This is a genomic window from Serratia sp. CY27727 (genome assembly GCF_052169275.1).
GTDB lineage: Bacteria > Pseudomonadota > Gammaproteobacteria > Enterobacterales > Enterobacteriaceae > Serratia > Serratia sarumanii.
Map to the genome: position 1 here is coordinate 316,096 of NZ_JBJNLB010000002.1, position 26,230 is coordinate 342,325.

Here is a 26,230-nt window from a genome sequence, read left to right on the forward strand (position 1 = left end):
TCACCTGTGCGGGGCGGCCTGTCATGATGAGGGGCCGCTCAGTGAAATCAAGCGAGAGAGGGACTTTACGATGTACAAGATTGATTACAATAGCTACCGATCGGTCGCCAGCTTCGGCCACCGCGTGCGTTTTCTGGTGCTGCACTACACGGCGCAAAACTTCGCCGACTCGGTGAAGTCGTTGACCGGAAAATCGGTCAGCGCACACTATCTGGTGCCGGATCCGACCGAAGCCACCTATCAGGCCGCCGGCTTCAGCGGCGTGCGCATTTTCAACCTGGTGGATGAGAACGAGCGAGCCTGGCATGCCGGCGCCAGCCAGTGGGGCACCCGCAGCAATATCAACGACACCTCGATTGGCATCGAGATTGTCAACCTTGCGAGCGGCGACGGTGGAAACATCACCTTCCCGCCGTTCAATCCGCAGCAGATCGAGGCGGTCACCCAGCTGGCGCAGAACATCCTGCAGCGTTATCCGGACATCTCGCCGGTGAACGTGGTGGCGCACTCCGACATCGCGCCGGGCCGCAAGAGCGATCCGGGCCCGCAGTTCCCGTGGCAGCAGCTGTATCAGGCCGGCGTCGGCGCCTGGTATGACGAAGCGACCAAGCAGCAGCGCCAGCAGGAATACTGCCGCCAGGGGCTGCCGGCGCAGGCCGAGCTGCTGAAACTGTTCGCCCAATACGGCTACGATACCTCGGCGGCGAACACCGCAGAAGGCTATCGTCAGCTGGTGCGCGCGTTCCAGCTGCACTTCCGCCAGCAGAAGTATGACGGCGTGATGGATGTCGAAACCGCCGCCGCTCTGCGCGCGTTGGTCGACAAGTACGCCGCCTGAGCCTGACCGCGAATGGGGGACGCCTCATTCGCCTTTTCCTTGCCGGGCTTCCTCCGCTAAAATAGCGGCCTGGCTGGTCTTTATCGGAGGCATCGTGCGCCTCGATCGAAAAATCTCTTCCCTTGAATTGCTGACCTATCGGCACTATCGCATCGTTCACGGCGTGCGCATTGGGTTGGCGTTTATCCTGACCTTTCTGCTGATCCGCTTGCTGGCGGTGCCTGAAGGCACCTGGCCGCTGATCACCCTGGTGGTGGTGATGGGGCCGATCTCATTTTGGGGCAACGTGCTGCAGCGGGCGCTGCAACGCATTGCCGGCACGGTGTTCGGCGCCGCTTCCGGCCTGATTGCTCTGTATCTGGAACTCTATTCGCTGCCGCTGATGCTGGCCTGGTGCGGCGTGGTGATGTTCGTCTGCGGTTACCTGACGCTCGGCAAGCGGCCGTATATGGCGCTGCTGGTGGGGATCACGCTGGCGGTGGTGTGCGGCGCGGGCGCCGGCGACATGCACACCGCGCTGTGGCGCAGCGGCGACGTGATCTTCGGCTCGCTGCTGGCGCTGCTGTTCACCAGCATCTACCCACAGCGCGCCTATATTCTGTGGCGCATGCAAATGGCGGACTGCCTGCAAACCGCCGCCCGCATCTACGGCGCGTATTTTTCGCCGAACGTTATCGAGCGGCCGCGGCTGGAGCCGCAGCTCAAGGATCTGTTGAATCAGGTGGTGAAGCTGCGCAGCCTGATCGTGCCCGCCAGTAAGGAAACCCGCATCCCCAAAGCGGTGTTCGAGGCGGTGCAAACCCTCAGCCGCAATCTGGTGTGCACGCTGGAGCTGATGGCCGACGCCTACTGGGCCTCGCGTGAAACGCACTTCATCATGTTGAACGCCCGCACGCTGCGCAGCACCCAGCTGCTGACGCTGAGCTCGCTGGAATCGCTGGCGGTGCTGATGCGCGAAGGGCCGCAGGAACAGCGGCAGGCGGCGGCGGGGCAGCTGGCGGAGATTGCCGGCGAGCTGAAAACGCTGATGCAGGAGGTGAGCCTCGGCCAGCACGGCGAAGCGCCGATTTACGGCTATGTCTGGCTCAGCATGGAGCTTGCGCAGCAGTTGGAAGAGCTGGGGGATCTGCTCCTGGTCTGCACCGCCGCCGGGCGCGAATAAGGGGTCAGATCATGAAGGCGGCGCTTTGGGTTTTGGCCGCCGGGGCAAAGTGGGTAAGATAAGGCAATCACTGTTGTGCCGGACCGCCACAAACCTGTATCTTGGTGCCATGTGGCCGTAAGCAAATGAATCTGTGTATTACTAAAGCAAGGGTATAAAGATGGATAATGCAAATAAGCCGAGTTTCCAGGACGTGCTGGAGTTTGTGCGTATGTTCCGCCGCAAAAACAAACTGCAACGCGAGATCGTCGACAACGAAAAGAAAATTCGTGATAACCAGAAGCGCGTGCTGCTGCTCGACAACCTGAGTGAGTACATCAAGCCCGGCATGAGCATTGAAGACATTCAGGGCATCATCGCCAACATGCGCAGCGACTACGAAGATCGCGTTGATGACTACATCATCAAAAATGCCGATCTGTCCAAAGAACGCCGCGAGCTGTCCAAAAAGCTGAAAGCGATGGGCGAAGTGAAGTAACCCGCTTTAGCGGGCCGGGCGTCCTGCCTGGCCCGCATCCTTATCCCGCCTGATTTTCCGTTCTTGCCGACGCTGCCGTTTCCGTTGGGGCGTTCCCCGGCGGCCGAAGGCGCCTCCCCATCCTGCAGGATCTGCAGGTGACCGCCGGGGAACGCTTGTTACTGCTCCGCACCGTACATGTCGAAGTCGAAATACTTGTCGTTGATTTTCTTGTAAGTGCCGTTGGCGCGGATCGCCTGCAGCGCGGTGTTGAAGGCGTTCAGCAGCGCGGTATCCTCTTTGCGCACTCCGATGCCGTCGCCGACGCCGAAGTATTTGCTGTCGTTCAGTTCGGCGCCGATAAAGGCGAAATCTTTGCCGCCGGGCGTTTTGAAGAACTCGCTGGCGCTGACGCTGGCCAGCAGCGACGCATCCAGCCGGCCGTTGGCCAGATCTTCGTTCACCTCCTGCTGGCTTTGGTAGGCGACCACGTTAACGCCGGCTGGGCGCCACAGCGCGTTGGCATAGGCCTCCTGGCTGGAGCCTTGCTGCACGCCGACCGATTTGCCCTTCAGCGAGGCGGCGGTAGGCTGCAGGTTGCTGCCCTTATGCGCCACCAGCCGCGCCGGGGCGTTGGAGACTTTGCTGGAGAAGGCGATCTGCTGCTGGCGCTGCGGTGTGATGGTCATCGACGAGGCGATGGCATCAAATTTCTTCGCCTGCAGGCCGGGGATCATGCCGTCCCAGCTGCTTTCCACCCACACGCATTTGGCCTGCATCTGGTCGCACAGCGCCTGGGCGATATCGACGCCAAAGCCGGTCAGCTTGCCCTGCGGGTTTTTATATTCCAGCGGCGGAAAGGTGGGATCGATGCCCAGCTTGATCACCTTGCCGCTGAATTCGCCGCTCAGCGCGGGAAAGCTCGCGGCCAGCGGCAGCAGCAACAACAGCCCTTTGATGGTTTTCATGTCATTTCCTCAGCGTTGGCGATTAAACAGTGGGGCGAGCCAAAAAGCGCTCGACCAATTTGACCCAGTAGGTGGCGCCTATCGACAGGTTGTCGTCATTGAAGTCATAGCCGGGGTTGTGCAGGGAATTGCCCGGCGTGGCGGGGCCGTTGCCGATCGAAATGTAGCTGCCTGGGCACTTCTCCAGCATAAAGGCGAAATCTTCGCTGGCGGTAAACGGCCGCAGCGTGGGGATAACCTGGCTCTCTCCGGCCCAGTCCAGCGCCACCGCGCGCGCCAGCTCGGTTTCTGCCGGGTGGTTCACCAGCACCGGGTAGCCGTGCCGGTAGTCGATCTCCGCGCGGGCGCCGAAGCTGGCGGCCTGCGCCGTGACCAGCTCGGTGATGCGCTGTTCCAGCTGCGCGCGCACCACCGCCGTCAGCGCGCGCACGCTGAGCGTCAGGGTGGCGGTCGCCGGGATTACGTTGGCGGCCTGGCCGGCCTGCATCGCTCCCACGGTGACGATCGCCGTTTCCTGCGGATCGATATTGCGCGCCACGATGGTTTGCAGGCTCATGACGATGGCCGCGCAGGCCACCACCGGATCGACGGTGCTCTGCGGCACCGCGCCGTGGCCGCCGTGGCCGTGCAGGGTGATGTGCACCGTATCGGCCGAGCACATCAAGGAGCCGCTGGCGAAGCCCAGGTGGCCGGTGGGGAAGCCGGGCACGTTGTGCATGGCGAACACCGCGTCGCAGGGGAAGCGCTCAAACAGGCCGTCTTCAATCATCACTCTGGCGCCGCCGCCGCCTTCTTCCGCCGGCTGAAAGATCAGGTGCAGCGTGCCGCTGAAGTTGGGCTGCCGCGCCAGACAGCGCGCCGCCGCCAGCAGCATGGCGGTGTGCCCGTCGTGGCCACAGGCGTGCATCACCCCGGCATGGGTGCTGGCATGCGGCAAGCCGGTGGTTTCGGCGATCGGCAGGGCGTCCATGTCGGCGCGGATGCCGAGCGATTTTCCCGGCCCGCGCTGCAATGTGGCGACAACGCCGGTTTGTCCTACGCCGCGCGTGACGCGGTAACCCCACTCCTCCAGACGCTGCGCCACCAGATCCGACGTCGCGAACTCCTGGAAGCCCAGCTCCGGGTGGGCGTGAATGTGGCGGCGAAGCGCGACCATCTCATCATGAACGGCGGCGATCTCAGGCAGTACGAGTGAAGGGCTCATCACGGTCTCCGGCAAAGGGTCCCGGCCAACGGGCGGGGAATGGGGCAGAGGGGTAGGCATCGAGACTAGCAAACTCCGTTTTTGCCGGGTAGCCGCCGTTCGGTTATGCTGACAACCTATGATTGTCAGGAGGTGAACATGAAACTGCACCAACTGCAGGCGCTGGTGGCCAGCGCCGACAGCGGCAGCATTCGCGCGGCGGCGCGGCATCTGGGGCTGTCGCAGGCGGCGGTGACCCGCGCGCTGCGCGAACTGGAGCAGGAACAGGCGCTGCCGCTGCTGATCCGCACCCCGACCGGGCTGGGCTTTACCCCCTACGGCAAAACCTTGCTGGCGCACGCCCGGCTGGTGCTGAACCAGCTGGAGCAGGCGCAGGGCGAAATGGCGGCGCTGCGCGGGCGCACGGCGGATCTGGTCAAGGCGGCGTTCACCCCCTGGCTGATGCTGACGGTGCTGCCGTCGGCGGTGATGGCGTTTCGCAGCAAGATGCCGGCGGTGCGGCTGGAACTGTCGGAAAGCCTGATGGCCAACGCCCAGTCGCAGCTGCGCGAGGGCACGATGGATTTCGCCATCACGCCGCTGCCGGCGTCGTCGGCGCCGCAGGAGTTCCACTGCGAGCCGCTGCTGGAGTATGAAACGGCGTACATGGTGCGGCGCGGCCACCCGCTGGCGCACAGCACCTCGCTGCATCAGCTGCTGGAACAGGATTGGGTGATGAGCTATACCCCGGAAAGTTTCGATGCGCTGTTCGACGAGGTGTTTCTCCGCCACGGCGTGCGCCTGCCGCGCCAGCGCATTATCCAGGCGCATTCGTTCGGCATGCTGCAGGCTCTGGTGGAGTTCGCCGAAATGTGCACCTGGTGCCCGCGGCCGATTGCCGCGCTGCCGCAGTTCGCCTCTCGCCTGCAGCCGCTGGCGCTGCGGGAGAGCTGCCGGCCGGTGCAGCTGAATATCGTCACTCGGCGCAACAGCATTCTAAGCGCCGCCGCCCATGCGCTTATCGACACGCTGGTGCGCACCCTGCGCCAGCAGGCGCGATCGTCGCGGCCGGAAGATCGTCAGATCTACGATCGCGTGCGCCTGCTGATTTAGCGGATCCCCTCGGATCGCCGATCCCGTAAATGGGATCGCGATCCGCATTTGTAGCATTTTTAGCCGCAATGTTAACGATATGTGATTTTGCTCAAATAATTATTTTTGCAGCTTTGGTTATATGTCACTCTATGTTCACGTTGTCATTTTGAGTTTTTCTGGGTGTTTGATGATTAATCTATTGAAATTTATCACTTTATAACGTTTGTTGTTTTTTGTTGGATAAAAATGACAACGTCAACATTAAGAAAATTCAAGCGTTTAATGAGTGTATTGGAGGAAGAGATGAGCCAGTTGCCGGAAAAAATGCGTGCGGTCGTTTGCCACGGCCCGCAGGACTATCGTTTCGAACAGGTGCCCACGCCGTTGCCGAAGGCGCGCGAGCTGGTGATCAAGGTGGAAGGTTGTGGCATCTGCGCCGGCGACTGCAAGTGCAAGAACGGCGCGCAGATGTTTTGGGGGGAGAACCCGTGGGTCAAACCGCCGGTGGTGCCGGGGCACGAGTTCTACGGCCGCATCGCCGCGCTGGGCGAGGGCGCGGAAGGCAAATACCAGCTCGGCGAGCGGGTGATCGCCGAGCAGATCGTGCCGTGCTGGGAGTGCCGCTACTGCAAATCCGGCAGTTACTGGATGTGTGAGACGCATAACATTTACGGTTTCCAAAAAGACGTGGCGGAGGGCGGCATGGCCGAGTACATGCGCTTTTCCGAGAACGCCATCGTGCACAAGATCCCGGAAAGCCTGAGCCATGAAGACGCGGTATTGATTGAGCCGATGGCCTGCGCCATTCACACCGTGGCGCGCGGCGACATCCAGCTGGACGACGTGGTGGTGCTGGCCGGCGCCGGGCCGCTCGGGCTGTGCATGGTGCAGGTGGCGCGCCTGAAGACGCCGAAGAAACTGATCGTGATCGACGCCATCGACGAGCGGCTGGCGCTGGCGAAAGAATTTGGCGCCGACGTGGTGATCAACCCGCTGAAGGAAGACGCCGACCAGATCGTCAAATCACTGACCGGCGGCTACGGTTGCGACGTGTATATCGAGGCCACCGGCGCGCCGATCGGCGTCACCCAGGGGCTGCAGATGATCCGCAAGCTGGGCCGCTTCGTGGAGTTCAGCGTGTTCGGCAAGGAAACCACCGTCGATTGGTCCATCATCGGCGATCGCAAGGAGCTGGACATCCGCGGCGCGCACCTGGCGCCCTACAGCTACGAAATCGCCATCGATCTGTTCGAGCGCGGGCTGGTGACTTCCAATGGCGTGGTTACCCACAGCTATTCATTGAACGACTGGGACGAAGCCTTCGCCCTGGCGGACTCGACCGATTCCATCAAGGTGATCCTGGTTCCCTGACCCTCCCGCTGTACCGCTGTTGCAGTCACGATCGCCGGCCCGCTCGCAATGGGGGGCCGGCCGGTCGGCCAAACGTAAAGACATGCTGTTGCTCTGATAACCACAACAAGAAGCTTCCCTACAGGAGAATTGGCTATGTTTTCATTATTCAAAAAGACCTTACCTTTTATCGTCGCCGGTGGAATGTTAGCGGCCAGCCATGGGGCGCTGGCCAAGCAAATCACTATCGGTATGTCGTTCCAGGAAATGAACAACGACTACTTCGTCACCATGAAGCAGGCGCTGGATCAGGCGGCGGCGGATATCGGCGCCAAGGTGTACGTGGCCGATGCGCGCCATGACGTCGCCAAACAGATCGGCGACGTGGAAGACATGCTGCAGAAGAAGGTGGATATCCTGCTGATCAACCCGACCGATTCGGTGGGGGTACAGTCGGCGGTGATCTCCGCCCACAAGGCCGGCGCGGTGGTGGTGGCGATCGACGCCCAGGCGGAAGGGCCGCTCGATTCGTTCGTCGGCTCGGAAAACTACGACGCCGGCTTCCAGGCGGGCGAGTACCTGGCGAAAGCGCTGGGCGGCAAAGGCAAGGTGGCGATCCTCGACGGCATCCCGGTGGTGCCGATCCTGGAGCGCGTGCGCGGTTTTGAAGCGGCGATGAAGAAATACCCCGACATCAAGATCGTCACCAAGCAAAACGGCAAGCAGGAACGCGACACTGCGCTGACCGTGACCGAAAACATGCTGCAGTCGGCGCCGGATCTGGCGGGCATCTTCAGCGTCAACGACGTCGGCGCGCTCGGCGCCCTGGCGGCGATTGAAAGCAACGGCGCCAAGGTCAAGCTGGTGAGCGTCGACGGCCAGCCGGAAGCCATCAAAGAGATCCTCAAGCCGAACTCGCCGTTCATCGCCACCTCGGCGCAGTTCCCGCGCGACCAGCTGCGTATCGCGCTCGGCATTGCGCTGGCCCGCTACTGGGGCGCCACGGTGCCGAAAACCGTGCCGGTCAAAGTGAAGCTGATCGACCGCAGCAATGCGGCCGGCTTTAGCTGGTAACAGCGGCCAGGTTCGCCCCGCTGCGGCGGGGCGTTCGGCGTGGAGGGCTATGCGGTGACACCTTTACTGGAACTGAAACGAATAAAAAAGAGCTTTCCCGGCGTGAAGGCGCTGGACGGCATCGATCTGGCCATTCAACGCGGCGAGGTGCACGCCCTGCTGGGCGAAAACGGCGCCGGCAAATCGACGCTGGTGAAAATCATGTGCGGCATCTATCAGCCGGATGAGGGCGATATTTTTATCGACGGCGAGCAGCGCCGCTTTAACAACTATCGCCAGGCGATCGAGGCCGGCGTCGGCATTATTTTTCAGGAATTCTCGTTGATTCCCTACATGAGCGCCATCGACAACATCTTCCTCAACCGGGAGATCAGGAACCGCTGGGGCCTGCTGGATCGGCGGGCGATGCGGCGCAAGGCCGAGGCCATTTTCAAACGGTTGACGGTGGCTATCGATCTCGATTGCCCGGTAGAGCAACTGAGCGTGGCGCAGCAGCAGTTCGTTGAGATCGCCAAGGCGCTGTCGCTGGAGGCGCGGGTGCTGGTGCTGGATGAGCCGACTGCCACGCTGACGCCGGGCGAGGCCGAACACCTGTTCAGCGTGATGAACGATCTGCGGCTGCTGGGCGTCGGCATGGTGTTTATCTCGCACCACCTGGACGAGATCTTCACCATCTGCGATCGCATCACCGTGCTGCGCGACGGCGCCTACATCGAAACGCTGGCTACCGGCGACACCAACGTGGAAGAGCTGGTGCGGCTGATGGTCGGGCGCAAAATCGAGAACGCTTTCCCGGTGAAACAGCACCCGGTCGATACCGCGACGGTGCTGCTGGAGGCGGAGATCCAGCGCGAGAAGCACGGCGCGACCGACCGCTTCCACCTGCACAAGGGCGAGATCCTCGGCTTCGCCGGGCTGGTGGGCTCCGGGCGCACCGAGACCGTCTCGGCGCTGATCGGCGCCAGCCGCTGCCACCGCAAACGCGTCAGCCTCGGCGGCCAACCGGCGGCGCTGCGCTCCCCGGCGCAGGCGCTGGCGCAGGGCATCGGCCTGCTGCCGGAGAGCCGCAAAACCGAGGGCCTGGTGCTGCCGTTCTCGGTGGCGCAGAACATCACCCTCAACCGGCACCACCGGCGCGGCAAGATCTTCGTCAGCGCCCGCCAGGATCGCGACGTGGTGCAGCGGCTGATCCGCGCCGTGGGCGTGAAAACCCCGGACGCCGAGACCGCCGTCAGCACCCTGAGCGGCGGCAACCAGCAGAAGGTGGTGATCGCCCGCTGGCTCAACAACGACTGCAACATCCTGATCTTCGACGAGCCGACGCGCGGCATCGACGTGGGCGCCAAGGCCGAGATCTACCAGCTGATGCAGCAACTGACCCAGCAGGGCATCTCCATCATCATGATTTCCTCCGAACTGCCGGAGATCATCGGCGTGTGTGACCGCGTGCTGGTGTTTCGCGGCGGCCACATCGTCGCCGAGCTGACCGGCGACGACATCGAATCCAACCACATCATGCTTCACGCGACCGGGAGTGCCTTATGATCGGAATTGAACAACCCGCCGTGGCGCGCCGCGCCGCCGGCCCCAGCTTCGGCAAGCGCTGGGAAAAACTGCTGCATCACCCGGCGGTCTTGCCGTTTATCGGCTTCGTGATCTTGTTCGTATTGATGAGCCTGCTGAACGACAGCTTCCTCAGCGTCAACAACCTGACCAACGTGGCGCGCCAGGTGTCGATCAATGCCATCATCGCGGTGGGCATGACCTGCGCCATCCTGACCGGCGGCATCGATCTTTCGGTGGGGCCGGTGATGGCGCTGGCCGGCTCGGTCGCCGCCGGGCTGATGCTGGCGGCGGTGCCCATTCCGCTGGCGATGGTGGCGGCGCTGGCGGTCGGCGCGCTGTTCGGCCTGGCCAACGGCGCCTGCATCGCCTACCTGCGCATGCCGCCGATCATCGTCACCCTGGCGTCGATGGGCATCGCCCGCGGCCTGGCGCTGCTCTATACCGGCGGCTACCCGATCTCCGGCCTGCCCGACGTGTTCTCCTTCTTCGGCCGCGGCACGGTGCTGGGCATCCAGGTGCCGATCCTGATCATGCTCGGCGTGTACGTGCTGGCCTGGCTGATGCTCAACCAACTGCCGTTCGGCCGCTACGTCTATGCGATGGGCGGCAACGAAGAGGCGGCGCGGCTGAGCGGCATCCGCGTGCCGCGCTACAAGATGCTGGTGTACGTGATCAGCGGCCTGACCGCCGCGCTGGCCGGGCTGGTGCTGACCTCGCGTCTGATGAGCGGGCAGCCCAACGCCGGCGAAGGCTTCGAGCTGGACGCCATCGCCGCGGTGGTGCTGGGCGGGGCGGCGATCTCCGGCGGGCGCGGCGCCATCGTCGGCACGCTGGTGGGGGCGATGATGCTCGGGGTGCTCAACAACGGCCTCAATCTGATGAACGTGTCGCCGTATATCCAGAACGTGGTGAAGGGTGGCATCATCCTGGCCGCCATCTACCTCAGCTCCGTGCGGCGCAAATAGGAGGCGCGATGGCAGTCTTTCTTGGCATAGACGTCGGCGGCACGGTGATCAAGGCCGGGCTGTACCGGGCAAGCGGCGAAGAGCTGGCGATCGCCGAGCGCGACGGCGCGGCGATTGCCGCCCAGCCGGGCTTCAGCGAACGCAATATGGACGCGCTGTGGGATGACGTTTGCGCAGCGATCCGCCAGACGCTGCACGCGGCGGGGCTGGATGCCGGGCAGGTGCGCGGCGTCAGCTTCTCTGCGCACGGCAAAGGGCTTTACGCCATCGATCGCCACGGCAAACCGGTCGGCAACGGCATCCTCTCTTCGGACAACCGCGCGGCGGCCACGGTGGCTGAGCTGCGCCGCGCCGGCGTGGACGCGCAGACCTACCCGCGCAGCCTGCAGCCGCTGTGGCCCAGCCACCCGGCGCTGCTGCTGCGCTGGCTGAAGCAGCGGCAACCGGCGCAGTACGCCGCCGTCGATCGCATCCTGATGGCACACGACTACCTGCGCTTTCGCCTCACCGGCGAGGCGGCGGCCGAGGTGACCAACATCTCCGGCAGCAATCTGTTTAACCAGCGCAGCGGCGCTTACGATCCGATGCTGATGGCGGCCTTCGGCATCGAAGAGGCGCAGGAGAAGACCGCGCCGGTGATCGGCTCGGCGCAGCTGGCCGGGCGGGTGACGGTCGCGGCGGCGGCGCAGTGCGGCCTGCGAACGGGCACCGCGGTGTACGGCGGCCTGTTCGACGTGGTGGGCGCGGCGCTCAGCTCCGGCGTGGCGGACGACCGCACGCTCAGCGCGGTGGCGGGCACCTGGTCGATCGCCACCTGCGTGACCGAGCGCATCATTCCCGCCGATTATCCCTACGCCTGGGGGCGCTACTGCATCGACGGCCGCTATTTCGTGCACGAAGGCAGCCCGACCTCGGCCGGCAACCTGGCCTGGTTCCTGCGCCAGTTCTGCGCCGACGACCGGCAGCGCTACGCCCAGTTCAACGCCTGGGTGGCCGAGCGCCGCGAGCAGCCCAGCGGGCTGCTGTTCCTGCCGTATCTGTACGGCTCCAACCTCGGCGGCAACACGCCGGGCGGGCTGATCGGCCTGAGCGCCCACCACGAGATGGCGGACGTAGTGCAGGCGATCTACCAGGGCATCGTGTTCTCGCACCTGATCCATCAGGAGCGCATGGTGCAGCTGAACCCGCGCATCGAGCGGGTACGCATGACCGGCGGGCCGACGCAGTCCGAGGTGTGGATGCAGATGTACGCCGACGCCGGCAACCTGCCGCTTGAGGTGGTGGAAACCCGCCAAAGCGGCTGCCGCGCCGCCGCCCTGTGCGCCGCCGTCGGCGCCGGGGAGTACGCCGGGTTCGCCGAAGCGATCGCCGCCGCGCCGCCCAAGCTGCGCTGTTATTATCCCGTGACCGCCGCCCATCGGCGCCTGCGCGCCCAGCAGGCGCGCTATCTGGCGGTCGCTCAGGCTTTGAGTGAGGTGACTGATGCAAACGACTAACGCCGCCTGTCTGGGGCTGTATGAAAAAGCGCTGCCCGCCGATCTGAGTTGGCCGCAGCGGCTGGCCACCGCCGCCGAGCTGGGCTTTGAATTTGTGGAGATGTCGATCGACGAACAGCCAGCGCGCCAGCAGCGGCTGGACTGGGATCGCCGCCAGCGGCTGGCGTTTATCCAGGCGCGGCTCGACAGCGGGGTGACGGTGCCGAGCCTGTGCCTGTCGGCGCACCGGCGCGATCCGTTCGGCAGCCATGACGCTGCCACCCGCGAGCGGGCGCGGGTGCTGATGAGCAAGGCGCTGGAACTGGCGACGGATCTCGGCATCCGCAACATCCAGCTGGCGGGCTACGACGTCTATTACGAACCCGCCGATCGCCACAGCCGCGCACGCTTTATCGAGGGCATGCAGTGGGCGGCGGCGCAGGCCGCCAGGGCGCAGGTGATGCTGTCGGTGGAGGTGATGGACACGCCGTTCATCAACAGCATCAGCAAATGGCGCGACATCGCCCGCCACGTTAACAGCCCGTGGTTCACGGTGTATCCCGATCTCGGCAACCTCAGCGCCTGGGGCAACGACGTCGCCGCCGAGCTGGCGCTGGGCATCGGCAGCATCACCGCCGTGCACCTCAAAGACACCGTCGCGGTGGGGCCGGGCAGCGCCGGGCAGTTTCGCGACGTGCCGTTCGGTGAGGGCTGCGTGGATTTCGCTCACGCCTTTGCCGTGCTCAACGCGCTCGGCTATCGCGGCCCCTACCTGCTGGAGATGTGGGCGCGCGAAGACGGGCAGGATAAGCAACGCATCGCCCAGGCCAAGGCCTGGATCGAACAACAGATGATTGATGGAGGCATCGCATGCTGAACGAACTCAAGCGGCAGGTGCTGGCCGCCAACCTCAGCCTGCCGGCATACGGGCTGGTGACCTTTACCTGGGGCAACGTCTCGGCGATCGACCGCCAGAGCGGGCTGGTGGTGATCAAGCCTTCGGGCATCGCCTACGAGGCGATGACGCTGGAGGATTTGGTGGTGGTGGATCTGGAGGGCAAGGTGCGCGAAGGGCACCGCAAGCCCTCATCCGACACCGCCACCCACCTGGCGCTGTACCGCGCCTTCGCCGACATCGGCGGCGTGGTGCACACCCACAGCCGCAACGCCACCATCTGGGCGCAGGCCGGGCAGCCGATCCCGGCGCTGGGCACCACCCACGCCGACTACTTTTACGGCGACATTCCCTGTACCCGGCCGATGAGCGAGGCGGAGATCGCCGGGGATTACGAGGGGGAAACCGGCAAGGTGATTATCGAAACCTTCAATCAGGCGGGGCGCGATCCGCAGCAGGTGCCGGGGGTGCTGGTCTACTCCCACGGCCCGTTCGCCTGGGGCAAGGACGCGGCGGATGCGGTGCACAATGCGGTGGTGCTGGAAGAGGTGGCGATCATGGCGATGGCGACGCGCCAGCTGGCGCCGGCCATCGCCCCGATGCAGCCGGAACTATTGGACAAACATTTCCTGCGCAAGCACGGCAAACACGCCTACTACGGGCAATAACGCCCGTCAGCGATTCAACAGCGAGCCGGTGAAGAACTCTCTGCGCACCGGCAACTCGCCGCGCGGGCTGTGAATGGCGCTGAACAGCAGCTCCGCGGCGATCTCCCCCAGTTTCTGCGTATCGTGATACACCCCCGGAATATGCAGGCCATAAGCGCCGGCGCGCGGCGGTTCGTCTATCGAGAAGAACTTCACCTGCTCATAAAGCCCCATCTCGTGGCAGATGGCGATGGCGCCCAGCGTGATGATGCCGTTCAGGCCGATGATGTAATCCGGGCGGTTCTCCGGCTGCGCCAGATAGGCGCGCACTTCGCTTTCCTGCGAGGTGAAATCGTAGTCGCCGTTGATGATATGAATCTCACGGCCGCCGCCCTGCAGCGCCGCGACGATGCCGGCGGTGCGCGTTAGCGTAATTTCCGAATCCGCCGGGCCGCCGATGATCAGCAGCTTCTTCTCCGGCTGCTCCGCCAGATAGCGCCCGGCCAAAACGCCGATCTCACGGTTATCGAGGAACACGCCGCTCAGCTGCTGATCGTAGAGATCGCGGTCGATCAGGATCAGCGGCACGCCGTACACCTCGGCCAGCTCGAGATAGGCGGGGCGGTAGCGCTTGTCGTCGCGCACCGCCGACAGCAGGATGCCGCGCGCCTTGTAGCCGAACAGCGCCTGAATGGCGCGCATTTCCGCCTCTTCGCTGCCGTCGGTGTCGAACAGCATGATCTGGTAGCCCTGCTGACGCGCAATGCGCGACACGGTCTTGATCAGGCCGGAATAGAACGGGTTGTACATGCTGCTGGTGACGATGCCGATAATCTGGCTGCTGCTGCTTTTCAGCCCCTGCGCGAACGCGTTGGGCACATAGTTCAGCTCTTTGGCGATGGCATGAATGCGCTCGCGGGTTTCCGGCTTGACCAGCTCGGGCTTATTGAAGGCGCGGGAAACGGTGATATTGGTCACCCTGGCGCGGCGGGCGATATCCACGATAGTGGCATTGGGATTGGCTTTCGACACCGTCTTTCCTTGCGTTATGCCTCAACAGATCCCTTATTGTAGGGAAAGGGCGAGGGCGGTGCTAGCGGGGAATGGGGGGAAGGATGGGGAGAGGGAAAATAATGGAATGAATATAGAGGTAATAATGTCGTTGGTTTATTAATTGTGAATTGAATCATTTTATGTGGCTTTATTTTGTTGAGGGGGAGTTTGGTAAGGTTTGTTGCATGGCCGAAGTTAGGCATCAATAATTGCTTTGTGCCAGAAGCGGACATAGCCAACTCCATGCAAGGCCAGACCTCATATTGTAGCTAGCGTTCGTTATCGATGAATGACTGATGCTCTGTTAATTGAAATACCCGCCAGCGTTAAATATGACTCGTAGCGCGCGCGGGCATTATGCCTTTGCTGGGAATAGTGATATCAGTGCATCGCCTGAGGCTAAATCTGCTTTTTGTTCCTTGCCATAAAGCTTGCGGCATCACCATCTTCTGGATCGACAAATATAATGTCGTCCGGGCTGCGGCGTGGGCTGTCTAACGACAGAAACACGACAGGCTCTTCAAGTAAGGTCGGCATGGCATGAATGACATTTCGTTCAAAGAACAGTAAATGACCCGGAGAAAATTCGGCCTCGTCACTGGGGTCTTCCATCCAGAATGTACCCCGGCCGGACAGAACATACAGATACTCATCGCATTGCTGATGGTAGTGGGGCTTGATGCCCTGATAAGCACGAAACACCCGACAACTTGCTTCAGGTCTGTCAGTAAGGTACTTATCAGCCAGCATGGTATCTGAACTTTCTGGCAGTAATTTTGCTATTTCTGTCGGAATGAAGCGTGCGGAGCGGGTGTTCATTTTCATATCAGTCCCTCTATATTGCCTGACGGAACAGTAAAGGAATGCCAGTCTGTGCCTCAAGACTGAGGGCATAATCATGGACAGCCGGCGAGAAAGTAAGTGCTTTGACAATGGACAGACAACGTAATACCGGCCACAGCAGAATGTCATTGATATCTGTCCGCTGCCGTTGCTGTATAAGCGAGACCAGCGCCTGAAGTTTGGGCGTTATTTCTTCCACTAATTCAGTTGTGCGCTCCATCAGTTCTGACCGGTTGCCGAACGCCTTTTCTTCCCGCTGCCGGTATGCGTCACGCGAAGTCGACGTCGAAAGTTCAGCAAAGTTGGCCATAGTGAAACGTGGAATGGCTAATTTAAGTGAAACCGGCCAGATATCCTTCAACCATGATTCTGTCTCAGGTGAAGGATCTGAGAAAAAGATGGGGATACCGATAGCATTGATATAGCGCACAATGTCGAGACTCTCTGTCATATGAGAGCCGTTTTCCTTTTCCAGAATGGGGACAATTTTTTCCCTACCAGACGGGTTGGGGCTTCGACCTCATCCTCCATGAGGATTGTTACCTCAACCGGCTCATTCATAATGGGTAAAGGCCATCCTTGCCCGTGTACAGAACGGACAATGATCGAGGCATACAGTTTCACGCTGCGCCTCCTGCCAGCGGATTAAGCACGATAATATCTGATGTTTCAATATATTGAGGGATGATGCTAAACAGTTGCGTGATATGCGGGGCGTTGAGATGTCGCTCCAGGAGTGCCTTACTTTTCCACTCTTCCGTCCAGACGAAACGGCGTGGATTCTCTGTATCACGATTGAGCTGATAGCTTATGCAGCCATCCTCTCCAAGCGTGGTGTTAATAACCGAGCGGAAAAGTTGTTCGACAAGCTCTTCAGTACCGGGTTTTGCAATAAAGATCGCAACGACAGGAACGGACATGGATAACTCCTTAGGGTAAAATTGCTTGTTACTAGCCAGTAACTTACTAAACAGTAATCTAACAAATGACAAAACTCAACGGGTTTGTTATCGTTACCCCATTCAGACAAACAGGATAATGGACATGTCAAAAAGAGCGGCCCGTTCCGCTGACACCCAGGAAAAATTACGCCGGGCGGCAATTAACGTTTTTGCCAGTAAGGGTTTCTATGAAACGAAAGTCAGTGACATTGTGGCTGAAGCGCAGGTGAGCCAGCCTGCGTTTTATCTGTACTATGCAAGTAAAGAGGCCGCTTTCGACAGTCTGGTTGATGAGTTTCGCACTGCCTTGCGGGAAGCAACGCGTCTGTGCCTCATTTCTCCGGGGTTAACCCCTGACGAACTGTATAAAGACCTCTGCCTTAGCTTTACACGCTTTCTGACCGTACTGACACAGGATCAGGCTTTGACGCAGATAGGTTTTTTCCAGCCCCGAAGCGGAGACGCCACTAAATTAGAAATGACCGGATGGATAACCGAAAACATGGAGCGTGAGCGTAGTGCCGGTATTTTACGCACCGATATACCTGTTCAATATCAGGCGGGGCTGGTGATTGGATTACTCGATCAAATGACCCGGATGGCTGAGGAAGAAGACAATACTGAGGATCTAGCGAAAATCTGCGCCAGAATATTTTGTGATGCGCTGGCCGTTGTTAAGGTTAAATGAGTTTTAGCTTAATCGACTTGCAGGTGCCGGTTAAATCTGTGGCAATTCAATCCGTGATGAGGCAATGAAGGTTATCGCTGAAGTATCTACTCAGTCCGTGCTGACAACCATAGAGAAAACTGGTCTCATGCCTGATATTTTGTTTGCTTACGACGCTGAGAACGCACTGCAGGAGCCAAGCTGACTGTCAGGCAGAGCTTGAGATTACACTAGGGACTAAGTTAATCAGTCCTGTCATCGCAACGCTAAATTAGCGTCAAGAAACGCTTTAGATTGTCGAAATATACATTTAGCGTTATCCCTGACAGTAAACAAAATGGATTGATCCGTATGAAGAAACTCTTACTTCTTTTTCCGCTGGTGTTTACTGCGCCGGTACAGGCTTCTGAAGTCACTGTAGGTCAGGTTTGCAAGGCTGCTTCTGCTGCGATGTTTGGCCGCGACTTTAAGCTCATGCAGCTGGATAAAGTCGAATCAGGTATTGCCTATGTACATTATATCCGGCAGAACGATGGTACCCGTTGGGCAATCAAGTGCAAACTTATAGGTGATCAAGTTATGTGGGCATCTGACAATCCTGACAGCACCGGTCGCTGGCGGGATGATCCTGCGGACAGTACAGTCAAATATGCTATTGATGGTAAAAAAATAATTATTACCGAGCTCTACAGTGACGGTTCCAGTACCACGAACTCTTATCCCTTGAAGCAACTAAAATGACTATGACTTGCTCTCCGTTGATTACGACACCTCAATGTTAGTCATGTAGTTGTGGGAGTTGCGAACTTCCGCTTCTCGCTCAAAGCTGCCCCTCAAATGCTGCCTATCAAAGCAATAAACCAGCACCAGTTGCGATGAGGCAAAGGCGGTGAAGGGCTCACTGGGGGAAAACAGCGAGCCCCGCCTAAGAACGATCGAAAAAACAACGCAGATGATGAGCCCTACGACCGTCTACCGGTAACAACACCGCTAATCTAGCAGCGGCTTTTCACCCCCAACCTCCCGCCACAACCCCGGCAACAACACTAACGTCTCATCAATCAGCGCCCGCCGGTCATTGCCCGGCTTCCAGATGGTTACCATGGTTTGGCTGATCCCCTGGCTGCCCACTTCGGTGCGCAGCGTGTTGACGTTTTCCCACCGTTCGGCATGCATATGCGTCGGTAGGAATCCCCAGCCGCAGCCCTGTTCAAGCAGGGTGCGCAGCATCTCAAGCTCGTTGGTGAAGATAGTATGCCCGGAAATTTGCAGGCGGCGCGCCACCGGTTCGTCAGAATCCGGGTGCATGATCACCTGTGGCGTGAGCGAGAGCTCCAGCAGCGAAAGCGGCTGTTCCGCGTTGGGGAAAAGCGTTTTTGCGGCGTAAAAATCCATCTCTATCGCCCCTAAGGCGCGCCACTCCATGGCGTCGCCCACGCTGCGGTTGCGCGCTTGGCAGATGCCCAGATCGGCCTGGCCGTTTGCCAGCAGGCTTTCCGCTTCTTCGCGCGAGGCGTTAATCAGGCTCAGGCGCGTGTTGCGCTGGGCCATGGCGGCAATCAGCGCCTGCAGCAGCGCGCGGGGCGTGAAGGGATCGTAGACCAGCGAGATTTCCTGCGTTGCACTCTTCGGCACGTCTTTGGCAAACGCCTCAAACGCTTTTACCTGGCGCATCAGCAGGTGCGCCTGGCGCTGCAGCTGTTCGCCTTCCGGCGTCAGGTGCAGGCTGCGCCCCTCGCGCAGGAACAGCGTATAGCCCAAGCCATCCTCAAGAAAATCAATCAAATCGCGCAGCGTCGTGCGGTCTTTGCCCAGCTTGAGCGCGGCTTTCGCCAGGCTGCCGTGCTCGGCCACGGCGGTGAAGGCTTCCAGTTGGGCAAAGGAATAAATCAGGCTCGGCACGCGGTTCTCCCGTCGATTTTTCGGGGGATTTTCCCCCATCAGGCGTTTTTTATTATAGGCCGCGTTTTTTTAAGCTGAACGCCTTCCTGAGCTAAGCGAGAAAAAATATGAAAAGCAAAGTGTTTAACCGCAGCCTGCTGGCGGGCGTTGTCATCAGTCTCTGCAGCGGCCTGTTGGCGCCCGCCGCGCTGGCCGCCTGTGCGGGTACCGAACTCAGCGTCTGTCCCGCGCCTTTCGATGCGCAATTGCCGGATACGCACAAGATGCTCACCTGGAGCCAGAGCGACCGGGTGATCGGTTTTCGTAACGACTATCGCAACTATGCGGGGGATGTGTTTCACCACGGCAACGCCGTGCCGCTGCTGGCCGCCGCTAAACCGTTAACCGACGCCAGCTATCGGGTGAATGGCAAAACCTACAGCCTGCAGGATTACCTGCAGCGCCAGAACGTCAGCGGTATGCTGGTATTGAAAGACGGCAAAATCGCCTGGAAATATCTGGGGCAGGGCAATACCGACTCTACCCTGTGGACGTCGCGCTCGGTGGGCAAATCCGTGGTCGCCACGCTGGTGGGCGTGGCGATTAAACAGGGCAAGATCAACTCGCTCGACGATCTCATCACGCAATACGAACCCGACCTGAAAGGCACCGCGTGGGACGGCGTGACCCTCAGGCAGCTGATCACCCACACCTCCGGCGTGGCGTGGAATGAGGATTACACCAACCCGAAATCGGACTTCGCGCAGCTGACCGAGTGTGAAGCCAGGCCGGGCACCTACGCCTGCGTGCGCAAGCTGGTGGCCGGCTTGCACCGAGCACACCCGGCCGGGCAGAACTGGTCTTACTCCTCCGGCGGCGCGTGGCTGCTGGGCGACGTGCTGGAGCGCGCCAGCGGCATGCCGCTGGCGGCCTATCTGCAGCAAAGCATCTGGCAGCCCTACGGCATGGCGAGCGACGGCGTGTGGCATGCCTACGCGAAAGGCCAGCATGACGTGGGCGCGCACGGCTTCAACTCCACGCTGGAAGACTGGGGGCGCTTCGGCGAGTTTATCCTGCATAACGGGACGTTGCCGAACGGCAAACAGATCTTGCCGGCTGATTGGGTAGCCCAGTCGTCCAACTGGACGCGGGCGGCTGGCTCGGTGTCGGCGGCCCATCCTGACGGCATTTACGGCTTCCAATGGTGGAACAACGAAGTGCCGGTGAATGCGGCCAACGTAGAACCCGCCCCGCAGGCCTCCCTGAAACATTCCCTGTGGGCGCTGGGGATCTTCGGCCAGATGATTATGGTGAATCAGGCTGAGAATCTGGTGATCGTCCAGTGGTCTACCTGGCTGCAGGCGGAGCCTTCTTTCAGCGCGCAACCGCTGGAGGCATCGCTGATGTTTAGTGCCATAGCGAAGGAATTGCGTTAACGTCGGCTGGGCAAGCAGGGGCTGGATGGCGGTTGCCATTCAGCCCCTGAACGGTATATTACATGTTTTCGACGTCGACCTTAGGGGAGTCTCAATTCTCTACAGGTAGTGGAGGCCAGTCACCACCCTTTTTAATTAATAACTCTTTTATCTTGTCAATTTTCTCTTTATCCTCGGCATCTCCTACGCCTCTATCTATAAAGCGCTGAAGCTGATTGCCCATAGTCCAACCAAACTTCCCTTTGATTTTACTATCCGCACCTCTCTCTAACAAAAGAATCGTATGATCAAACGAATGAGAATCCAATGAGCTTATTAACAAGGTGTTTCCCAATGAGTCTCTTGTATTTATGTCTGCGCCATAATCCAGCATCACCTTTAACGTTTCAGGGTTTTTGGCTTTGATTGTTTGGAATACAATGGGTTCATTGAATACCTTGTCTTTTGAGTTTGGCGGTAAACCGCCGTCGAGCATGGCTTTGACCCAAATCCCCTTGTCGGCTTTCATGACGAATTCCGCTGGGCTGCTCCCGCCCTCTGGTCTGGGTTGCAGCGGGTCTGCGCCACTTTTTACCAGGTCGGTTATTATTTTCAGCCTTTCCGGCGTGTTTTTATCATAGATTGAGTTCAACACCGACCAAAACAGCAGGGTCATGTCTGCTTTCACTGGTCGATTCAGTTCTTCCTTGCTTATAGAGGGAAGCTTCTCTTTCAGTTTCACTTCATCGCCAGCATAAATCAGCTGTGCGATGTCCAGCTGCCGGCCTTCAAAAAAATCCTGTGGCTCATATTCCATGCTTTTGTTGCATCCTTGCACCATGAGAACAGTAAACAGTAGCGCTATTGCCATTATCAATTTGCTCATATTCTCCTCCTGAGAATGGTGACATCCTCGTCTGTCTGGTCTTCAATCCGTTTGATTGCGTGGTCTATAGCGTGTTTATCGAAAACCAGATGTAACCTGACAGCTTCAATATAAATAACCGGCAGCTGTCAGATCTGCGTTGATGAAATTACTGCGTTTCCTTTGCTCCTCTCAAAAGCATGAGCTCGAGTATTTTCCTACACTGTTCATTGTATTCTGAGCCATCTTGGCTGTCTTTTATTTGCCGATTCACTGCTGTTAACAGCGAAAGATTGTTTATATTTACCGGGTTAGGATTTGCCCCTCGATTGAGCAGTAGGGTCATGTGCTCAAAGGCTGAGCTAAAAAAAGCATCCATTAATAAGGTTTGTTGCAAGGAGTCTCTGATATTTATATCCGCGCCATAATCCAGCATCACCTTTAACGTTTCAGTGTTCTTGGCTTTGATTGTTTGGAATACAATGGGCTCATTGAATACCTTATCTTTTGCGTTTGGCGGTAAACCGCCGTCGAGCATGGCTTTGACCCAAATCCCCTTGTCGGCTTTCATGACGAATTCCGCTGGGCTGCTCCCGCCCTCCGGTCTGGGTTGCAACGGATCTGCGCCAGCTTTTACCAGATCGGTTATTATTTTCAGCCTTTCCGGCGTGTTTTTATCATAGATTGCGTTTAGCACCGACCAAAACAGCAGGGTCATGTCTGCTTTCACTGGTCGATTCAGTTCTTCCTTACTTATTGAAGGAAGCTTCTCATTCAGTTTCACTTCGTCGCCATCATAAATCAGCTGTGCGACTTCCAATTGACGGCCTTCAAAAAAATCCCGTGGTTCATATTCCATGTTTTTTTTGCATCCTTGCACCATGAGAACAGTAAACAGTAACGCCATTGCCATTATCCACTTGGTCATATTCTCCCCCTGATAGTGGCGACATCCTCGTCTTTCTGATCTTCAATCAACTTTATTGTCTGGTCTATACCGTGTTTATCGAGCAGGGTTCCTGTCCCACCGGCAAGCGTGTGCGGTATGCCGGCGGCATCAGGCATCGCCAGTGACGACCACTCTTTCAAGGTGAAAGGCAATGCTACGCCCCAGGGTTTTTGCAAAGCATCGGGCAGGGCATTTTTTATAAGCTCATAGTCACTTTCGTTATTAACTTCCTGTAACGTAGTTAATAGTTCTCCCTCAACTCGATAGGCCTGTATGTTCTTGGCTGAACCAATCATCTCAGCTCCGTATCTTCCTACAGTTCCATGATGGAGTCCGGCTGCATTGAACGTCCATGCGGGTTTTCCACTGGTCATTGATGCGGCGGAGGCCATTCCCCCGCCCAATGAATGACCAGAAATATCGACGCCTGAGGAGTTCTTTACTTGTAATCCTATTTTAACCGCCTGCTTATAATAATCTGAGTTCGCCCCCATCCCCTGAGCACCATTATTTATCCAGTCATTCACATTTTTAATTCCTGACAAATCGCCCCTAAGGGCCTTTTTGGCGGCGCTGCCGATCCCCTGCGGGAACTCTGGCGCTCTTGATCCTCTGAGCACGACCGTTGGGTTCATCTCTTTACCAAAAACACCTTTATCAGGTTGATATACCCTTGCCAAAAAATCCGGCGATTCATCTCTGTCGAAGAGCATATTTCTGTTTAGCCCAATTTTACTCAGGGCCGCATTATCGTTACTGATATCTTTCCAGCCCTCGGGAACGCCGGGTGTATCCTTTAGCGGATTCGTGGTCTTGTAGATATTCTCCGCCAGCTTTGCCTTCTCGACGGCGACATTGTTTGCCGCCAGGCGTTCCGAGGCGATTCGGGCGTCCGGGTAGATACTCCGTTGCCCGCGGCCAATGAGGTATTTTCGCTCCTGCCAGCGTTGCGCCTTGGTCAAGGGGCCAGACACGACCGACTGTGAGGCTCTTCCACCTTGCGCCGGGATATCCGGGCCAAGGGCCGGTTTGGCCCGCGTGACTTGTGCGGGGAAGACGGACGGGCGCGCCCGGCGGCCGCCATAAGACTTCACGGCCTCTTCGTACCGCTTCACTATCTTGTCCACCGGGTAGTTGGGCTCTTGTCTCCCCTGCGGTATCAGGTAGCCGTCGATGTCGGCGTAAAATGGCCCCATCGTCGCCAACACGCCGGGCCGGGTTTCGACCGCTACGACAACGCCGCTCATCAGGTCGCTCTGCACTCTTGCGCGCAGGTTAGAGCTTATTCCGTTTTGCGTAACGCCGACTTCACGGCGGATCCGTTCGCCACCGCGAAAACCAGAAAAAAGCGACAGAATGTCATTGTCCGGCATGTATGAAAGGCCGTGACAGGCGCTGGAAGGGCTGACTATACGGGGGAATTCATCAGGTGAAATAATATCATCGGCGATATACAGCAGTTTCAAACGGGAAAACATAGTGTGTCTCTTCCTTTGCTTGCTGCGTCTTGGCCTGTTCAGGCGGGCGCTCGCACTCCTTGCACTCGATGGCCCCCTGAGGGGCATATTATCGAACGGCAGTCAGCGATAGCTAACGGCGCATAGGACACCAAATAAGGGATAATAACGGCTCAGGCCAATTTGTAAAGCCGGCCAAAGGTTAACCGGAAAGTTCTTGTTTTCCAAAGGTTGATACGGTTTTTTGAGCCCATCCCGCCACAATTGCAGCAACAAAGAATGCTCTTATGGGGCGCTCTGCTCTCAGGAAAGACATTGATAAGACGGTTTGCGCGCAATGCTATTGCCGGCTTGTCCGCCCGCTTCATGTGTCGCTTTCAATGCCGTTGCATGCTCCGGCGCGATCCGCGCCAGCAGCGGCGACGAGGGAGAAAAAGACACAATTGTAGCGAAAGCCAAGGGGACATGATGTCAGGGCTGTAGCCGCGGGCCACTTCCTTGCGGCCCGCCTCTGTCGCTATCCTCTGAATGGATAGCTTTCAGAACGTATTAAGGGTGCTTTTTAGGGAAAGCGTGCCGCGCCGATAATGTGGCGAGAATGTCGTTCAGCGTAGATAGGCACTCTCTACCGTGATATTCCGGCGCCGGAAATCCCGAGCGTTCTCCTCGAGGCAAAACCAATAGCGGCAGCGATTGATGTTGCTCGCCGGCCAGCTCGATAACGGCCTGTCTGGGTTTCTCAAAGCGGACGTAGGTCACTTCGATGGCGTTTGCCAATTCCGGATTTTTCGCCAGCAGCCCTTCCAGCAGCGTGCAGTCGGGGCAGAAGAACTGCTCTCCCGGATACTGGCCATCGTGAAATCCCATATTGAGTAAAAACAACCGATCTTTTTCCATAAACTTCTCCGTTTGTAATGGAATAGGTTCGCTATTCCGCGATGTGATGCCGTTAATGGCCTGGCTGTCAAAACGTTGAACGCCGGATTTAGCAACCTCTTGCCAAATGGACAGTGACCGGGGCCAGGCCGAAGGCCGACCCCGGATTGAGCATGATTGGCGGGCTTAAAGCGAGAAGCCGAGCGCCAGGTAAACCAGCAGCGCCAGCCCGCCGGTTACTAACGCGTAGGGGAACTGCGTCCTGATATGCTCAATATGCTCACAGTTGGTCGCCATGGAGGCCACGATGGCATCGCTGGATATCGGGGAGGTCATGTCGCCGAAGATAGAGCCGGCAATGGCTGCGCCGATCATATATTCCACCGGGATCCCCAGGGAGACGCCCAACTGCACGCCGATAGGGATCATGATCGCGAAGGTGCCCCACGAGGTGCCGGTGGCCAGCGACATCACGGCGCTGATCAGGAAGATGAAGCCGATCGAGTAGCCGGAGGGGATCACGCCGGAAGTGACGGCGGCAATATATTGCCCGGTGTTGAGCTCTGCGGAAATGTGCCCCATCAGAAAAGCCAGGATCATGATGGAGCTTATTTTCACCATGCTGGCGTAACCGATATATAACTCTTTGAAAAAGTTTTCGATATTCAGAACGCCACGCAGGGTAAACCAGATGAATGAAACCGCAGTGCCGAACATCACGCCGGAATAAACGGACATGGAGCCGCTGCCCCGGGAGAACTGGCCGTCACCGGTAATATAGAGTGCGATGGGCACCATCAGTACGGTGGAGAGGATAGGGATGAAAAAATTAAGCAACGAATTGCATGCCGGGTGATCGATCACGTCATCCTCCGGCCCGCTGTCGTCATCGTCGAGCGCGTCGGCATTGGCCTCAAAGCGGAGCTCCGCCTTTTTCATCGGCCCCCATGAAAAACCGGAAAGGATATAAAACAGCACCGAGGCAAGCGAGAACCATGCCATGATATTCCACACCATGGCGCCCGCTAAAATTTCAAAAGGTTCCCCGTCGATATATCCCTTAGCGATCTGCACGCCAATAACCCCCATCATTGCGGCGCCCCAACCGTTGATCATGACCGAGGAGCAGACCGAAACGCAGGATGTCTGGATAATGTAAGACATCTTCTCGGGAGACACCCGGTAGCGTTTGGCCAGGTCTTTGGTGGAGGCGCCGGCAATCAGCTGATTGATGGAGCTTTCAATAAAGATCAGTGCGGTGACGATCATCGCCAATAACTGCACGGAGCGTTTATTGGTGACGTAGTCGTTCTTCTCGGTTAAAAACTGCACCAGCCTTCTGACCCCGCCGGTAACCACAATGAGCCGCATAATGCCGCCGATCATCACCATGAAAACGACGGTTCGGGCATTGCCCGCAGAGGCGAAGGTATCAATGATGCCGTTCAGCGTGGCGCCAATCCCGCCGAGCAGGCTGTGATTGATAACGACGAAGCCGACAAAAATACCGGCCAGCAGCGACAGGATCACTTGCCGGGTAAAAATCGCCAGAAAAATAGTCACCAAAGGCGTGATGACGGTCCATATCCCGTAATCGTGCATTTTTCG

26 protein-coding genes are annotated in these 26,230 nt (G+C 58.7%); 14 read left to right on the plus strand and 12 right to left on the minus strand.

The window, feature by feature from the left end; genetic code table 11:
* Positions 1-70 precede the first annotated feature (70 nt).
* The 3 genes from ACJ8HB_RS06395 (at position 71) to tmaR (ending at position 2,478) form a co-directional block, all read left to right on the plus strand.
* Positions 71-838, plus strand: coding sequence for an N-acetylmuramoyl-L-alanine amidase (locus tag ACJ8HB_RS06395; RefSeq protein ID WP_033647986.1), 768 nt, complete (start codon positions 71-73; stop codon positions 836-838).
* Positions 839-932: 94 nt separating this feature from the next.
* Positions 933-2,000 carry an FUSC family protein gene (locus tag ACJ8HB_RS06400; RefSeq protein ID WP_047571282.1) on the plus strand — a complete coding sequence of 356 codons (1,068 nt, stop codon included), beginning with the start codon at positions 933-935 and terminating at the stop codon, positions 1,998-2,000.
* A 160-nt stretch (positions 2,001-2,160) separates the two neighbouring features.
* Complete coding sequence (gene tmaR / locus ACJ8HB_RS06405) at positions 2,161-2,478, plus strand: PTS system regulator TmaR (protein ID WP_004935612.1); 318 nt, start codon at positions 2,161-2,163, stop codon at positions 2,476-2,478.
* 158 nt (positions 2,479-2,636) lie between these two features.
* Here tmaR and ACJ8HB_RS06410 read toward each other — a convergent pair whose 3' ends face one another.
* Together ACJ8HB_RS06410 and ACJ8HB_RS06415 are read right to left on the minus strand one after the other, a co-directional pair.
* Entirely contained in the window at positions 2,637-3,425 is a 789-nt protein-coding gene (locus tag ACJ8HB_RS06410; protein WP_033655109.1) for an ABC transporter substrate-binding protein, read from the minus strand.
* Between the two features lie 22 nt (positions 3,426-3,447).
* Positions 3,448-4,629 (minus strand): M20 aminoacylase family protein, encoded by a 1,182-nt coding sequence (locus ACJ8HB_RS06415; RefSeq protein ID WP_094859983.1) that lies wholly within the window; start codon positions 4,627-4,629, stop codon positions 3,448-3,450.
* Between the two features lie 138 nt (positions 4,630-4,767).
* On the opposite strand from ACJ8HB_RS06415, the gene ACJ8HB_RS06420 reads away from it, so the two are divergent.
* The 8 genes from ACJ8HB_RS06420 (at position 4,768) to araD (ending at position 13,696) form a co-directional block, all read left to right on the plus strand.
* Positions 4,768-5,721 carry a LysR family transcriptional regulator gene (locus tag ACJ8HB_RS06420; RefSeq protein WP_094859982.1) on the plus strand — a complete coding sequence of 318 codons (954 nt, stop codon included), beginning with the start codon at positions 4,768-4,770 and terminating at the stop codon, positions 5,719-5,721.
* Positions 5,722-6,006: 285 nt separating this feature from the next.
* Complete coding sequence (locus ACJ8HB_RS06425; RefSeq protein WP_019453591.1) at positions 6,007-7,074, plus strand: erythritol/L-threitol dehydrogenase; 1,068 nt, start codon at positions 6,007-6,009, stop codon at positions 7,072-7,074.
* Between the two features lie 135 nt (positions 7,075-7,209).
* On the plus strand, positions 7,210-8,127 hold the full coding sequence (locus ACJ8HB_RS06430; protein WP_015378502.1) for an ABC transporter substrate-binding protein: 918 nt from the start codon (positions 7,210-7,212) through the stop codon (positions 8,125-8,127).
* A gap of 54 nt (positions 8,128-8,181) precedes the next feature.
* The gene (locus ACJ8HB_RS06435; RefSeq protein ID WP_049200535.1) at positions 8,182-9,672 is read left to right on the plus strand and encodes a sugar ABC transporter ATP-binding protein; all 1,491 of its coding nucleotides are present in this window, start codon (positions 8,182-8,184) and stop codon (positions 9,670-9,672) included.
* The gene (locus tag ACJ8HB_RS06440) at positions 9,669-10,658 is read left to right on the plus strand and encodes an ABC transporter permease (protein WP_094859981.1); all 990 of its coding nucleotides are present in this window, start codon (positions 9,669-9,671) and stop codon (positions 10,656-10,658) included. Before ACJ8HB_RS06435 ends, ACJ8HB_RS06440 begins: the two co-directional genes overlap by 4 nt.
* Positions 10,659-10,666: 8 nt before the next feature.
* On the plus strand, positions 10,667-12,154 hold the full coding sequence (locus tag ACJ8HB_RS06445; RefSeq protein WP_047571291.1) for an FGGY-family carbohydrate kinase: 1,488 nt from the start codon (positions 10,667-10,669) through the stop codon (positions 12,152-12,154).
* Positions 12,141-13,010 (plus strand): L-ribulose-5-phosphate 3-epimerase, encoded by an 870-nt coding sequence (locus ACJ8HB_RS06450; protein ID WP_047571294.1) that lies wholly within the window; start codon positions 12,141-12,143, stop codon positions 13,008-13,010. Before ACJ8HB_RS06445 ends, ACJ8HB_RS06450 begins: the two co-directional genes overlap by 14 nt.
* Complete coding sequence (gene araD / locus ACJ8HB_RS06455; protein WP_033632583.1) at positions 13,004-13,696, plus strand: L-ribulose-5-phosphate 4-epimerase; 693 nt, start codon at positions 13,004-13,006, stop codon at positions 13,694-13,696. The genes ACJ8HB_RS06450 and araD overlap by 7 nt, the downstream gene beginning before the upstream one ends.
* Positions 13,697-13,702: 6 nt before the next feature.
* On the opposite strand, the gene ACJ8HB_RS06460 is transcribed toward araD, so the two are convergent.
* From ACJ8HB_RS06460 to ACJ8HB_RS06475, 4 genes are all read right to left on the minus strand, one after another.
* Complete coding sequence (locus ACJ8HB_RS06460; protein ID WP_047571297.1) at positions 13,703-14,707, minus strand: LacI family DNA-binding transcriptional regulator; 1,005 nt, start codon at positions 14,705-14,707, stop codon at positions 13,703-13,705.
* A 420-nt stretch (positions 14,708-15,127) separates the two neighbouring features.
* Positions 15,128-15,553, minus strand: coding sequence for a cupin domain-containing protein (locus tag ACJ8HB_RS06465; RefSeq protein ID WP_047571300.1), 426 nt, complete (start codon positions 15,551-15,553; stop codon positions 15,128-15,130).
* Between the two features lie 10 nt (positions 15,554-15,563).
* On the minus strand, positions 15,564-16,058 hold the full coding sequence (gene grxB / locus ACJ8HB_RS06470) for a glutaredoxin 2 (protein WP_223307187.1): 495 nt from the start codon (positions 16,056-16,058) through the stop codon (positions 15,564-15,566).
* A gap of 133 nt (positions 16,059-16,191) precedes the next feature.
* Positions 16,192-16,491: a putative quinol monooxygenase gene (locus ACJ8HB_RS06475; RefSeq protein WP_047571301.1), complete on the minus strand. Its 300-nt coding sequence runs from the start codon at positions 16,489-16,491 to the stop codon at positions 16,192-16,194.
* Between the two features lie 124 nt (positions 16,492-16,615).
* Here ACJ8HB_RS06475 and ACJ8HB_RS06480 point away from each other — a divergent pair, with 124 nt between their 5' ends.
* Together ACJ8HB_RS06480 and ACJ8HB_RS06485 are read left to right on the plus strand one after the other, a co-directional pair.
* Positions 16,616-17,200 carry a TetR/AcrR family transcriptional regulator gene (locus tag ACJ8HB_RS06480; protein ID WP_052133492.1) on the plus strand — a complete coding sequence of 195 codons (585 nt, stop codon included), beginning with the start codon at positions 16,616-16,618 and terminating at the stop codon, positions 17,198-17,200.
* A 330-nt stretch (positions 17,201-17,530) separates the two neighbouring features.
* Positions 17,531-17,920 (plus strand): hypothetical protein, encoded by a 390-nt coding sequence (locus ACJ8HB_RS06485; RefSeq protein WP_047571303.1) that lies wholly within the window; start codon positions 17,531-17,533, stop codon positions 17,918-17,920.
* A gap of 249 nt (positions 17,921-18,169) precedes the next feature.
* Here ACJ8HB_RS06485 and ACJ8HB_RS06490 read toward each other — a convergent pair whose 3' ends face one another.
* The gene (locus ACJ8HB_RS06490) at positions 18,170-19,081 is read right to left on the minus strand and encodes a LysR family transcriptional regulator (RefSeq protein WP_047571305.1); all 912 of its coding nucleotides are present in this window, start codon (positions 19,079-19,081) and stop codon (positions 18,170-18,172) included.
* A gap of 107 nt (positions 19,082-19,188) precedes the next feature.
* On the opposite strand from ACJ8HB_RS06490, the gene ACJ8HB_RS06495 reads away from it, so the two are divergent.
* The gene (locus ACJ8HB_RS06495) at positions 19,189-20,496 is read left to right on the plus strand and encodes a serine hydrolase domain-containing protein (protein ID WP_047571307.1); all 1,308 of its coding nucleotides are present in this window, start codon (positions 19,189-19,191) and stop codon (positions 20,494-20,496) included.
* A 91-nt stretch (positions 20,497-20,587) separates the two neighbouring features.
* On the opposite strand, the gene ACJ8HB_RS06500 is transcribed toward ACJ8HB_RS06495, so the two are convergent.
* The 5 genes from ACJ8HB_RS06500 to ACJ8HB_RS06520 all read right to left on the minus strand — a co-directional run bounded on the left by ACJ8HB_RS06500 (position 20,588) and on the right by ACJ8HB_RS06520 (position 26,224).
* Positions 20,588-21,361, minus strand: a complete 774-nt coding sequence (locus ACJ8HB_RS06500) for an ankyrin repeat domain-containing protein (protein WP_047571308.1) — start codon at positions 21,359-21,361, stop codon at positions 20,588-20,590.
* 148 nt (positions 21,362-21,509) lie between these two features.
* Positions 21,510-22,268, minus strand: a complete 759-nt coding sequence (locus ACJ8HB_RS06505) for an ankyrin repeat domain-containing protein (RefSeq protein WP_047571310.1) — start codon at positions 22,266-22,268, stop codon at positions 21,510-21,512.
* The gene (locus tag ACJ8HB_RS06510) at positions 22,265-23,767 is read right to left on the minus strand and encodes a hypothetical protein (RefSeq protein WP_047571311.1); all 1,503 of its coding nucleotides are present in this window, start codon (positions 23,765-23,767) and stop codon (positions 22,265-22,267) included. The genes ACJ8HB_RS06505 and ACJ8HB_RS06510 overlap by 4 nt, the downstream gene beginning before the upstream one ends.
* Before the next feature lie 528 nt (positions 23,768-24,295).
* On the minus strand, positions 24,296-24,643 hold the full coding sequence (locus ACJ8HB_RS06515) for a DUF3088 domain-containing protein (protein WP_047571313.1): 348 nt from the start codon (positions 24,641-24,643) through the stop codon (positions 24,296-24,298).
* 165 nt (positions 24,644-24,808) lie between these two features.
* Complete coding sequence (locus ACJ8HB_RS06520) at positions 24,809-26,224, minus strand: Na+/H+ antiporter NhaC family protein (protein ID WP_047571315.1); 1,416 nt, start codon at positions 26,222-26,224, stop codon at positions 24,809-24,811.
* Positions 26,225-26,230 lie beyond the last annotated feature (6 nt).